This window comes from Enterobacter asburiae (assembly GCA_011754535.1).
GTDB classification, from domain to species: domain Bacteria; phylum Pseudomonadota; class Gammaproteobacteria; order Enterobacterales; family Enterobacteriaceae; genus Enterobacter; species Enterobacter cloacae_N.
Genome location: JAAQVN010000001.1, coordinates 573,544 through 585,991 on the forward strand (window position 1 = coordinate 573,544; position 12,448 = coordinate 585,991).

The 12,448-nt window shown below is 57.0% G+C and carries 9 protein-coding genes; 3 read left to right on the top strand and 6 right to left on the bottom strand.

Features of this window, described 5'->3' with window-relative positions; translation table 11 throughout:
• The first annotated feature begins 43 nt into the window (after nt 1–43).
• Together HBM95_02635 and HBM95_02640 are read left to right on the top strand one after the other, a co-directional pair.
• Complete coding sequence (locus tag HBM95_02635; protein ID NIH41838.1) at nt 44–1,180, top strand: lactonase family protein; 1,137 nt, start codon at nt 44–46, stop codon at nt 1,178–1,180.
• 19 nt (nt 1,181–1,199) lie between these two features.
• Entirely contained in the window at nt 1,200–3,110 is a 1,911-nt protein-coding gene (locus tag HBM95_02640; protein ID NIH41839.1) for a BglG family transcription antiterminator, read from the top strand.
• Nucleotides 3,111–3,142: 32 nt separating this feature from the next.
• Here HBM95_02640 and nrdG read toward each other — a convergent pair whose 3' ends face one another.
• From nrdG to HBM95_02665, 5 genes are all read right to left on the bottom strand, one after another.
• On the bottom strand, nt 3,143–3,607 hold the full coding sequence (gene nrdG / locus HBM95_02645; GenBank protein ID NIH41840.1) for an anaerobic ribonucleoside-triphosphate reductase-activating protein: 465 nt from the start codon (nt 3,605–3,607) through the stop codon (nt 3,143–3,145).
• 120 nt (nt 3,608–3,727) lie between these two features.
• The gene (nrdD, locus tag HBM95_02650; protein NIH41841.1) at nt 3,728–5,866 is read right to left on the bottom strand and encodes an anaerobic ribonucleoside-triphosphate reductase; all 2,139 of its coding nucleotides are present in this window, start codon (nt 5,864–5,866) and stop codon (nt 3,728–3,730) included.
• Between the two features lie 370 nt (nt 5,867–6,236).
• Nucleotides 6,237–6,809, bottom strand: a complete 573-nt coding sequence (locus HBM95_02655) for a PTS transporter subunit EIIA (GenBank protein ID NIH41842.1) — start codon at nt 6,807–6,809, stop codon at nt 6,237–6,239.
• Nucleotide 6,810: 1 nt separating this feature from the next.
• Nucleotides 6,811–9,405 (bottom strand): alpha-mannosidase, encoded by a 2,595-nt coding sequence (locus HBM95_02660; protein ID NIH41843.1) that lies wholly within the window; start codon nt 9,403–9,405, stop codon nt 6,811–6,813.
• A gap of 10 nt (nt 9,406–9,415) precedes the next feature.
• Nucleotides 9,416–10,813, bottom strand: coding sequence for a PTS transporter subunit EIIC (locus HBM95_02665; protein ID NIH41844.1), 1,398 nt, complete (start codon nt 10,811–10,813; stop codon nt 9,416–9,418).
• A gap of 179 nt (nt 10,814–10,992) precedes the next feature.
• Between HBM95_02665 and HBM95_02670 the strand changes: the two genes are divergently transcribed.
• A complete protein-coding gene (locus HBM95_02670) occupies nt 10,993–11,652 on the top strand; it encodes a MurR/RpiR family transcriptional regulator (protein NIH41845.1) in 660 nt (219 codons plus the stop codon).
• Nucleotides 11,653–11,660: 8 nt separating this feature from the next.
• On the opposite strand, the gene HBM95_02675 is transcribed toward HBM95_02670, so the two are convergent.
• On the bottom strand, nt 11,661–12,407 hold the full coding sequence (locus HBM95_02675) for a hypothetical protein (protein NIH41846.1): 747 nt from the start codon (nt 12,405–12,407) through the stop codon (nt 11,661–11,663).
• Nucleotides 12,408–12,448 lie beyond the last annotated feature (41 nt).

The following is a 12,448-nucleotide window of genomic DNA, read 5'->3' on the forward strand; positions in this document are numbered from 1 at the left end:
CGGGGTGAGGGAAAACAAACCGCACAAATATAAAGGAGCCACCATGCACACCCGTACCCTGCTTGTTGCTTCACTCTCAATGTTCTCCACTGCCGCTGTCGCCCAGACGCAATACGCCTGGGTGGGCACCTACAACCCCAACGGGGAAGGGCTGTACCGCTTTACCGTTGACCCACAAACCGGCGCGCTGGCGAATAAAACGCTGGTGAGCAAGCTGCCGAACGCCGCGCAGCTGACCGTCTCGCACGACGGCAAAACGCTCTATCTGGCAAGCGAAGTGGAGCAGGGCTTGGTGCAGGCGCTGCGGGTGGGGGATAACGGCGAGCTAAGCGAACTGAATCAGGTGGCTTCCGGCGGTGCGGGGCCGGTGTACCTGTCGCTGACGCCGAGCGGCCAGCATCTGCTGGTGGCGAACTATGTCAGCGGATCGATTGCCGTGTTGCCCGTCAACGCGGACGGCAGCCTGGGTGACGCTACGGACAAACATCAGGATCAAGGGGAACCGGGCGCGGCGAAGCCGGAAGCGGCTGTCGAAGGTAGCTTTGCCATCAGCGATCACAATGGTCCCCATGCGCACATGATCGCTGCCGATCCGAGCGGGAAATATGTTTTTTCTACCGATCTGGGGCTGGATCGTATCTATCAGTACCGCTTTGACGATCGAACCGGAAAGCTGACGCCGAACGATCCGCCGTTTATCAGCGCCTCCTCAAAAGGCGCCGGCCCGCGCCACTTTGTCTTTACGCCAAAGGGGGACGCCCTGTGGCTGATTAACGAAGAGGCGTCTACGCTCACCCATTATGCGCTGGACAGCAGCGGCAGGCTGAAAGAGGGCAAAACGGTCTCTGCCCTGCCGGACGGCTATAAAGGCACCAGCTTTGCAGCCGGGCTCGCATTAAGCGCCGACGGTAAGCAGCTGTATGTGGCTAACCGTTTGCATAACAGCATCGGGCACTTTACCGTAACAGCGGAGGGCACGCTGACCCATCAGGACGACGTGTGGACCCGCGGCGACTACCCGCGCACCCTGACGCTCGATAAACAGGGACGCTGGCTGTACGTCATGAACCAGCGCAGCGACAACATTACCCGTTTCCGCGTGGCGCAGGACGGCAAGCTGAGCTTCGAGCCTGACTATACCCCGGTCGGCAGCCCATCCCAGATGGTCATTTCACCTTAAGCTGTAAGAGGACAAACCCGTGCGATTTCCGAACCAACGTTTAGCGCAACTTTTCGATCTGTTGCAAAACGAGACGCTGCCACAGGACGAGCTGGCGCAGCGGCTGTCGGTCTCCACGCGAACCGTCCGCGCCGATATCACCGCCCTGAACGCGCTGCTGGCAAGCCACGGCGCGCAGTTTATTCTGAGCCGGGGCAACGGCTACCAGCTAAAAATTGATGATGCCGAGCGCTATCAGCAGCTTCAGGCATCGCACCCGCGCGCGCTGCGAATTCCCCGAACGGGAGCGGAGCGCGTGCACTATCTGGTGGTGCGTTTTCTGACGTCGGCGTTTTCGCTTAAGCTTGAAGATCTGGCTGACGAGTGGTTTGTCAGCCGCGCCACGCTGCAAAGCGACATGGTGGAAGTGCGCGAGTGGTTCCAGCGCTATAACCTGACGCTGGAAACCCGCCCGCGCCACGGCATGAAGCTGTTTGGCAGCGAGATGTCGGTGCGCGCCTGCCTCACCGATCTCCTGTGGGAGCTGGCGCAGCAGGACAGCCTCAACCCGCTGGTGACGGAGGTCGCGCTCAACGCCGGGGTACCGGAGCAGATGGTAGCTGTGCTGCACGACGCGCTTACCCGGCACCACATCCGCCTGACTGACGAAGGCGAGCTGTTCCTGCGTCTGTACTGTGCGGTGTCGGTGCGTCGTATCAGCGAAGGCTTTCCGCTGCCGGAATTTCATGCGGAAGACGTGGAAGAGAACGTGCGCGAGGCGGCGAAGGATATCGCGGTGGTCATTCAGGAGCTGGCGGGCAAAGCGCTGTCGCCGTCCGAAGAGAGCTGGCTGTGCGTGCACATTGCGGCGCGGCAGATTCAGGAGATCGCCCCAAGCGCGATTAACGCCGACGACGACGAGGCGCTGGTCAACTACATCCTGCGCTACATCAACACCCACTATAACTACAACCTGCTCAGCGACGCACAGCTGCACGCGGATCTGCTCACGCACATTAAAACCATGATCACCCGCGTGCGGTATCAAATCATGATCCCCAATCCGCTGCTGGAAAACATCAAGCAGCATTACCCGATGGCATGGGATATGACGCTGGCGGCGGTGTCGAGCTGGGGCAAATACACGCCGTATGCGATCAGCGAAAACGAGATTGGCTTTCTGGTGCTGCATATCGGCGTCGGGCTGGAGCGCCACTACAACATCGGCTACCAGCGCCAGCCGCGCGTGCTGCTGGTGTGCGATGCCGGGAATGCCATGGTGCGCATGATCGAGGCGGTGCTTCAGCGCAAGTATCCGCAGATCGAGGTGACGCGCACGCTCACCCTGCGCGAGTACGAGCTGGCGGATGCTATCGGCGAGGACTTTGTTATCTCTACCGCCCGCGTCAGCGAAAAATCCAAACCGGTGGTGACGATCGCCCCGTTCCCGACCGACTATCAGTTAGAGCAGATCGGCAAGCTGGTGCTGGTGGACCGCACCCGACCGTGGATGCTGGAGAAATACTTCGACGCGGCTCATTTCCGCATTCTCGACAAGCCCGTTGACCAGCAAACGCTGTTCCGCGAGCTGTGTGACCAACTTGAACACGAAGGTTTTGTTGGCGCGGAGTTTCTGGATTCGGTCGTCGAGCGTGAGGCTATCGTCAGCACCATGCTCGGTGACGGCATCGCGCTGCCTCACTCCCTCGGCCTGCTGGCGCAGAAAACGGTGGTCTACACGGTTCTGGCTCCGCAGGGCATCCCGTGGGGGGATGAAACCGCGCACGTCATCTTCCTGCTCGCCATCAGCAAAAGCGAGTACGAAGAGGCGATGGCGATTTACGATATCTTCGTCACCTTCCTGCGTGAACGGGCGATGGCGCGCCTGTGCCAGTGCGGAGATTTTGCCGGGTTTAAGGCGGTGGCAATGGAGAGTTTGAGCCGGTTTTGAGGTAAGGGCGGACGGATAACATCCGCCTTTGATCAACGCAAATGATGCACAACCTGGTTACTGCTGCCGCGCCAAATCAGCGCCGGGTCTTTTAAATCCTGTACGAACTTGCCGTCGACCAGCACGTTAATCAGTTCCACCACTTCCATTTGCTGCGCGTTCAGCTCATCCAGCTTATAGCCTGTCCAGACCCAGATATCTTTTCCCGCACACTCTGCCCGAATGCGCTTCACCAGCTTCAGGATATCCGGCACGTTTTGCGGGTGCAGGGGGTCGCCACCGGAAAGTGAGATCCCCTGACGGTGAATGCGCGTGTCGTTCAGGTCGTTGACGATCTTGTCTTCCATCTCAGCGGTAAACGGCATGCCGGAGTTCAGACGCCAGGTGCTTTTGTTGTAGCAGCCGGGGCATTCGTGGACGCAGCCTGAAACAAACAGGGTGCAGCGGGTGCCGGGGCCGTTGACGATGTCGACGGGGTAGTATTGATGGTATCGCATAGAAAATGTCCAGAGAATGTGCGCGCTGATGCCCTCACCCCGGCCCTCTCCCACAGGGAGAGGGGGAAAAGTTCCCTCTCCCTTGAGGGGTAGGGTGAGGGGGAGAACCCTGCGCAGAACTTACCCGATCTGCCCATTCCCCAAATGCTTCACGCGGCGCTTCACCTCTTCCTGCTTGCCAGCGTTAAACGGACGCGCATCCGGGCTGCCGAGATAGCCGCACACGCGACGGGTCACAGAGACGCGGGCCGCATCGTGGTTGCCGCATTTCGGGCAGGTGAAGCCTTTACTCGTACACTCGAACTCACCGGTAAAGCCGCACTCGTAGCACTCGTCGATTGGCGTGTTGGTCCCGTAATACGGCACGTGCTGATAGCTGTAATCCCATACGTCTTCCAGCGCCTTCAGGTTGTGCTGAATGTTCGGGTACTCGCCGTAGCAGATGAAGCCGCCGCTGGCGATCGGCGGATAGGCCGCTTCGAAGTCGATCTTATCGTACGGGTTCACCTTTTTCTCCACGTCGAGGTGGAAGCTGTTGGTGTAGTACCCTTTGTCGGTCACGCCTTCCACAATCCCGAACTCGGCGGTATCCAGACGGCAGAAGCGGTCGCACAGGTTCTCGCTCGGCGTGCTGTAGAGGCTAAATCCGTAGCCGGTTTCCTCTTTCCACTGGTCAACCGCGTCGCGCAGGCGTTGAACAATCGCAATGCCTTTTTCGCGCAGGGCCTCGCTGTCGTACATATGCGTATCGCCAGCCAGGGCGTTGATGGTCTCGTGGATGCCGATATAGCCCAGCGAAATCGACGCGCGGCCGTTTTTGAAGATCTCGGACACGTCATCGTCCGCCTTCAGGCGCACGCCGCAGGCCCCTTCCATATAGAGGATTGGCGCGACGCGGGCTTTCACTCCTTCAAGGCGAGCAATACGGGTCATCAGCGCCTTACGCGCCAGCTGCAGACGTTCATCCAGCAGCTTCCAGAATTCAGCTTCATTGCCTTTGGCCTCCAGCGCGATGCGCGGCAGGTTCAGGCTGATCACCCCCAGGTTGTTACGCCCGTCGTGGATCTGCTCGCCGTTTTCATCTTCGTACACGCCGAGGAAGCTGCGGCAGCCCATTGGCGTTTTAAACGAGCCGGTCACTTTAACGACCTGATCGTAGTTCAGGATGTCCGGGTACATGCGCTTGCTCGCGCACTCCAGCGCCAGCTGTTTGATGTCGTAGTTCGGGTCGCCAAACTTGTGGTTCAGGCCGTCGCGAATCGCGAACACCAGTTTCGGGAATACCGCCGTTTTGCGGTTCTTGCCGAGGCCGGAAATACGGTTGCGCAGGATGGACTGTTGAATCAGGCGTGATTCCCAGCTGGTGCCCAGGCCAAAGCCGAAGGTTACAAACGGCGTCTGGCCGTTGGCGGTGTGCAGCGTGTTCACCTCATATTCCAGTGACTGGAACGCGTCGTAGCACTCTTTTTCGGTGCGGGAGTGCGCATAGCCGTCCGCGTCCGGGATCTGCCACTCTTCGGCGGTTTTACGGTGCTTGTTGAAGCTCGCCGTTACGAACGGGGCCAGCACTTCATCAATGCGGTTAATGGTGGTCCCGCCGTAAATATGGCTCGCCACCTGGGCGATGATCTGTGCCGTAACCGCGGTGGCGGTGGAGATGGATTTTGGCGGTTCAATCTCGGCGTTACCCATTTTAAAACCGTGGGTCAGCATGCCTTTCAGGTCAATCAGCATGCAATTGAACATCGGGAAGAACGGCGAATAGTCGAGATCGTGATAGTGGATCTCGCCGCGCTCGTGCGCAGACACCACGTCGCGCGGCAGCAGGTGCTGACGGGCATAGTGTTTGGCGACGATACCGGCCAGCAGGTCGCGCTGGGTCGGGATCACTTTACTGTCTTTGTTGGCGTTTTCGTTGAGCAGGGCAGAGTTGGTCTGCTCCACCAGGCCACGGATCTCCTGGTTCAGGCGACCGCGCTTCTCACGCTGCACGTCACGATCGTGGCGGTACTCAATATAGGCGCGCGCCAGCTGCTTGTAAGGCCCCGCCATCAGCTGGTTTTCAACCGCGGTCTGGATCTCGTTGATATCGACCTGGCTGCGTTCAGTCATCTGGCTGCTAACGACTTCTGCGACGGTGGCGCAGTAATCTGCGTCATCGACTCCCGCTGCTTTAGCTGCACGCAGAATGGCTTCCTGGATGCGCTCTGATTTAAACGGCACTTTACAGCCATCACGTTTCATCACATGCGGTGTCATGATCACTCCATTTTTTGAAAACAGGTTATCCACAGAGGTGGAGAAGTATTCACCGGGCGTATTCCCCGCCGGGCCAAAGACTTCCCGCGTTCCCAGCTCGTGTTATCCACAGTTCCGGCCAGCGTCAGCGCCGTCTTGTTGTTGGAATAGTAGACGAAAAATACAAGATGTTGGGTCGGCGTGCATTTTAAGTGCTACATATAGTGATTTGCATCAAACAAGTTTGCGATTTATTTGACGCAGAACAAAGTAAAAAGACGAGAGTACAAACGGCGGGCGCTTCAGCCTTTGTAAAGACGCAGAGGAAAAATCTGATTAATTATTCAACAAAAACAAGCGCTCAGCACGGTACGTGCTGAGCGCTGTTCGGTTAACTGATTCCGCAGGCCCAGCTCAATCCTGCCTGTATAAAGGCTGCTGTAGCGATACTGCCCAGTATCACCGGAATGAGAAGGGAACGGTCGGGGGACGCATCCTGTTTTTGCGGTTCTTCAGCACTCAGGGCGGACATCGCCTCTTCCCGGGTGCGCGACGCCAGAAGCTGCTCACGTACCCGATCTTCCGTCAATAAACTGGTCAGCGTCGTCAGCAGCTGCATATGGGTACTGCCTGCTTCTGCGGGCGGAATGGCGAGCAGAAAAACCATTCTCACCTCTTCATCCCCTTCCAGACCCGGCCAGCGTATCGGGTCGTCAAAGAGCGCCAGACAAAACGCCGCCTGCTGCACCGCCTCGGTTTTACCGTGCGGAACGGCGAGCGCTTCACCCAGCGCGGTAGGGCCTTCGCTTTCGCGTTGTAAAACGCTCTGGATAAACGTTTCTTGATCGCTGATGATTTTCCGCCCGGCGAGCGGTTCGGCGAGCCAGCGGATCAGCGCTTCAGGCGTACGGTGCGGCGGGTTGATAAAAACCAGATCGGGGTGCGTCAATGCAAGCAAGTTCATATTAAGCCTCCATTAAAAAATCGCAGGTCGCGGAAGGGGGGATCGCCGTTACCGGCTGCACTGGCTCTTCCAGATAGTTGATCTGATGGAGCTCTGCCAGCGCTGCCGGGACGGGAACCGGCTGCGTCCCGGCGTTAAATACCCGGACGACCGTGCCGCGCGACTGCTGCGCATGGGGTAGGGCAGAAAGGATGAGCGGCTCCGGCAGGGTCAATAGTGAGAATTGTGCCGGAAGCTGGCGGTCGGGCAGGCGCAACGAAAAGCGCTCAAGACGGTGATCGAGCGTGTGCAACGATTGCCGCTGGTAGGTGAAGGGCTGCCCGGCTGCCTGATTTTCTAGCCGACGAAGCGTGAGATGGTCGGCGCTGTCGGCCAGCGCGACGGTGAATGAAAAGTGCAGCGGTTTCAGCAACTGGGCATCGGGGGTCTCAACCACCGTATTATTAATGCCGGACGCCCGGCCTGGCCGCCAGTCGAGATCGTTGCGTCCGAGTACGCCCGTCGCTTTAAACAACGTCAGGGCTATCGCCGCCGGTTCGCTGCCGATAATCTGAAACTCCTTCATACCTCGGCTATTCACCACCAGCGCTTTGCCCGCTTCCGCGACGGCAATAATGCCTTCGGTGGTTTCGATATCCACGGGCATCTCGCGATAGCGCTCCTGCCAGTTTTCACCGGCACACCCCGTTTCGCGCTGGATTATCGCGAAGGGCTGGGAGGCGATAGCGTGACGGGTGTGAATATCGCTGCCGATCAGTAAACGTAGCCGGTGATCGCAGTGGCTATTTTCAAGCGTACTCTCGACATACAGGTTCGGATCGTCGTGGCGTAATTCGCACACCAGACGAATGGATAGCGGCGTTCGGTCCGTATTCTGACGGCCTGCGAGATCCTGCGGAAGAAGCATCGTGGCCTCAACGATCAGCTTTTCAACAAGTGGCGTTTTCAGGCTGTCGACGAGCGTAAAATGCGAACAGCGCGTCGGTACGTCGCCCGCAAGCGGCGAGAAATCGTAGCTGTCGCCCGCATCCGCGCAGTCTTCAAGGGTAAAGAGAGAGGGGATACGCCTGCCGCTGCGTTTGTCTTCCAGGATTAGCGTTCCGGCGTCCAGCGACAGTCGATAGTGCGCATTCACTATCTCGCTTCCCTTTGTCTGTACATGCTGGCGGAACGGCGCAGGGTCATCTTCCACGTTAACCGTGATGTAGCCGACCGACGGCAGAACCGGGGTTTGCAAAGCAACCTGCCAGCGGAAATAAGGGGGAAGGGGCGTTTCACACTCGCCTTCAGCGGTAAGGGAGATCGCTGTTCCGCCGGGCAACACGTCTCTTTTCAGAACGTCGAAGGGGATGGGCTGGCCCTGATACGTCAGCGCGATATTGTCAGCGCGGCTGTAGAGAGTGGTTTTCACCACGCGTTGCGTTTGCTCGGCCAGCGGGTTGAAAATCAGCAGGTCGCCGTCCTGAATGCAGGCGGCCAGGGTTTTCACCACCAGATTCCACAGGCTGTGGCACAGCTGTTCGGTTTGCTCCAGCCGATGCAGGATGTCGCGGTTGGTGGCATCACTGTTACAGCCGCCAATGGAGTCGTGGGCGTGGCTTCGCAACAGCTTCTTCCAGAGGGTATCGACCACTGAGAGGTTGACCGGGATGCCCTGATGACGCGCCATGGCGATTGTCGGCTCCAGCTGTCGCAGGATGAACTGCTCAACCTCATCATTTTTCTTTTTGATGTCGTAGCGCACGGAGCCGATCGTTTTATGAATGCGGGTGTAGCGCGGTGATTTCAGCTCTCCTTCCCATAGTTCAAACTGCTCACGCTGCGCGCGCAGGGTGTCGACGTAGCGCTCCAGCGAACTGAGGACGTAACGGTCCTCGTCTGGGGAGCGTGCGCTGGCGAACTCCAGGATTTTCGGCAGCGCCGGGTCGATGCTGACCTGATCGCCGCCGCAGGGCAGGAGCAGGTCGTTGATACCGGCGCGTGAACGCAGGTGATTGACCATCGGAAAGATTTTGCCCTCCAGATGGCTCGCTTCTGACCCTATGTTTTTCGCCGCGCCATAACCGAACGCCATCGCGCAGGCGATAACGGTCGCCCCTGACGGCGCGCGCCAGAGGAACTGGCTGCTTTTGGCGTGCCTGTCATGATCGATACCGCGCCAGAAGACGATGCTGTCGAGATTGCAGCCCTGCAAAATCGTCGGCATCTGCGCATTGTGGCCGAAGGTATCCGGAAGATAGCCAACCTGCATGGCGTGCCCCAGCGTCCGGGCGGCGAAGATGCCGTATTTGAGGTTGCGGATGATGGATTCGCCATGCACGTTGTAGGTGTCCGTCTGGGTATACCATGGCCCCACGAAGATCCTTTTGTCTCTGACCAGCGTTTCCAGCCTGGCGCGATAATCGGGATTGATAGCGAGAAAGTCCTCCACCACCGCCATCTGGCCGTCAAGGTGATAGCAGCTGTACGCCGGGTCCTGCTCCAGCGTGTCGATGACTTCCGCAAAGTTATATGACGCCAGCACCATGCTGTCCTGACGGGTGAAATACCACTCCTGATCCCAGTGCGTGTGGGCAATGACATGGATCTGATTCATGACGTTCCCCTTACCTGGCGTTCTTTGGGCTGACGTAAAGCACGCCCAGGGCGCAAATCAGTGCGCCAATAAAGACGCTCGCCAGGTAGCCCGCCACGTTGGTTGCCAGCGGCCAGCCCCAGATGGCCGGTAGCGGCAGCGTCTGCTTCACGCCGAGTGCAATGGCGACCAGCGCGCCGGCGACGGCACCGGTCATGAACACCGGGATCAGGCGTGGGTTTTTCAGGATGAACGGGATCGCACCTTCCGAGATCCCAATAACGCCCAGCAATAGCGAGGTGCTGCCAACGGTCTTCTCTTCCCGGCTGAAGACATCCGGTAGTCCAAAGCGGCCGTTAAGGAACGCGGCAAAGCCAACGCCAATAGAGGGGATGACGATGGAGAGTTCACGGGCGGTTAAATCAAACGTCTCGCTCATGCCATTCAGGCCGAGTGCGACGGAACCTGCCGCCTTGTTGACCGGGCCGCCCAGGTCGAACGCGGTGCCTGCGGCGATCATCGCAGAATAGAACCCGCGCCCGGTGTCACCTGCCGAGGTAAAAAAGACCACCATCAGCTGGTTAAGTGAGCCAAAAATCGGGTTAATCAGGTATTCCATGACCATTACCAGCGTAATGCCGGTGATCAGCGGGACGATCAGCATAGTCTTAATGGTGGTCAGCTGTTGGCGGACGTGAATAGCATCGTTCAGCCAGCGCACCAGATAGCCCACAAAAAAGCCGATGCCGATCGCGCCGAAAAAGCCGGACGGCATAAAACCTTCGATATCAAAGAAGCGCTTGTAGACTTCGTCGGACATAATGCCGCCGATAAGCCCTGGGATCAGCGCCGGTTTGCCGGCAATGGAAAATGCCAGATACATAGCGAAAACCGGATACATGAACTTGATGGTCATAAAGCCCACTTTATCCAGCACGCTGAACGGCGAATGTTCGATGTTAATAAACTGGCCGGTAATTTTAGCCGTCGCCATCATCAGCCCGCCCATGACCACCACCGGCAGCATATAGCTGATGGCTGCCATGATATGGCCGATAAAAATCTGGTAAGCCGAACGCTGAAGATCGTCTTCATGTACGACAGTGGTGACGCTTTTTTCCATGGCCAGCGCCTGACGCAGATAGCGATCGGTATGCTTGATCAGCTCTTGCGTACGGGTCTGAAGGTGAGGAATGTTTTCAAAGCGCTCGGTATCCTGAATGGTGACGTCGGTTGCCAGAATAATGGCCGTGGCGGAGGCGATGTCCTGCTTCGTTAAGCGGTTTTTAACGCCGTCGCTGCCCTGCGTTTCGACCTTAACCTCAATATTGTGCGCTTTAGCCCATGCAATAATTTTATTCGCCGCCATAAAGGTATGTGCAATGCCCGTCGGGCAGGCTGTTACCGCGACAACTTTTTGTTTCGTCATTGTCATAATTCCCTGGATGTGAAAACAGGGAAAGTATAAAGAGAACCTAAAACAGTTTTTAACGTTTGCTAATACTAATTACGTATCGTGATACGCGTAAATGCAATGTGTGAAGCGCCTTCCAGAGACTATTTTTCCGTTGTGTTAATATCATGTCGGGATTAAACAGGGCGTAATTTATGAATTCATTTCAGGGAAGTGAACGTTTGATATTTGAATACATTCAGCATCACGCGTGTAATATTTCTAATATATCGGCAAAAGAGATTGCCCGTGATACCTTTACAACGACAACATCCGTTAATCGTGTGTGTAAAAAAATGGGGTATAAAAGTTATACCGAGCTCCGGTACCGTTTTTTGCGCGATCATTTTACCCCTGCGCCAGTAGCGCCCGACGTAGGGCCACAGGCGGACGATATTGTGGCGGAGGTGTCCAGGTTGCTCGCCCATTCCAGCCATATCTATCTGTACGCACGCGGCGCCTCGCTCACCAGCCTCAACTACCTGTCGCGCTTTTTATCGCTGGCGAGCCTGCCGCACCTTATTTTGAATGACATGCACCAGCTGACACGGGTATCGAAGGGGACGCTGGTGCTGATCAGTAAATCCGGGGAGACGCAGTCGCTGATTGAAATGGCGCGTAACGCGCTGCGTAAAGGCTTAAAGATTATTGCCATTACCCGCGAGGGGTCGACACTGGCGGCAATTTCAACGCTATGCTGGCCGTTACCGATCGACATTAACGCGGTGTCGCTGTATCAGCGGGAGGGCCAGCTTGAACTGTTAAGCGCCGTGGATCGTATCGGCTGCAGGCTGCTGCAGCACGATACGGTGTAGTCAGGTCGTCAGAGCTGCTTCACTATCCCCAGACGTACGGCATAATCATTTTCATGGTTGCCGTCATCGTTGATATAGGTTTTATCCAGTGATACCAGCTCGACGTATGGCGTCCAGCCATCGTCGAGCTTGTAGTTGAACGCGACGGTATGTTCCCAGTAGGTATCATCCCCGGTTCCCTGATCGACATTATCCTGCCAGCGAAAGCGCGGGTTGTAGGACATGCCGAATTTGCCAATGTTGTACGCGAACCAAATGTCGAACTGGTGTGACTGGCGGCGGGTGTAGCCGCTGCCGTCGAGTTCTTTGTCGCTGTGCGCGTCATTTACGGTGTTGTAACGGTAACGGGCGGAGAGATTCAGACCATTATCGAACGCTTTCCACCCCTGAATGAAGGGGCGGTAATGGGTATTGCTGGCGGTGAAAACCGTCACCATGCCAGGCGCAACGGCGAAGCCATTTCCCAGATCGAAGCGCCAGCGCGTTTCAATCTCCTGCGCCGCTTCCGTTAACCCCTTGTCGTCGGAATTATAACGGTCGGTATCACCAAAAAAGGTATCGTTGTGGTTTTGTGCGGCTTCAACGGAGAAGTAAAAGCCGTTATTCGCCTGGTGCATCACTTTAATACGTGAATCATTGACGTCTGAGCGCGTATTATGCCCAAAGCGAAGGTCGACGGACGTATTTCCGCACCATCCCTGCGTACTTAATAATAATGCGCTAATACACGTTGCTTTAATAATTGTCTTTTTCATAATGTCCTGCCGAGGTTATTTAATTGGCAGGGCTATTTTTA

Coding starts and splice junctions, on each gene's coding strand:
- HBM95_02635 (NIH41838.1), top strand. CDS start 44: ATGCACACCCGTACCCTGCTTGTTGCTTCACTCTCAATGTTCTCCACT.
- nrdG (NIH41840.1), bottom strand. CDS start 3,607: ATGCGATACCATCAATACTACCCCGTCGACATCGTCAACGGCCCCGGC.
- nrdD (NIH41841.1), bottom strand. CDS start 5,866: ATGACACCGCATGTGATGAAACGTGATGGCTGTAAAGTGCCGTTTAAA.
- HBM95_02655 (NIH41842.1), bottom strand. CDS start 6,809: ATGAACTTGCTTGCATTGACGCACCCCGATCTGGTTTTTATCAACCCG.
- HBM95_02660 (NIH41843.1), bottom strand. CDS start 9,405: ATGAATCAGATCCATGTCATTGCCCACACGCACTGGGATCAGGAGTGG.
- HBM95_02665 (NIH41844.1), bottom strand. CDS start 10,813: ATGACGAAACAAAAAGTTGTCGCGGTAACAGCCTGCCCGACGGGCATT.
- HBM95_02670 (NIH41845.1), top strand. CDS start 10,993: ATGAATTCATTTCAGGGAAGTGAACGTTTGATATTTGAATACATTCAG.
- HBM95_02675 (NIH41846.1), bottom strand. CDS start 12,407: ATGAAAAAGACAATTATTAAAGCAACGTGTATTAGCGCATTATTATTA.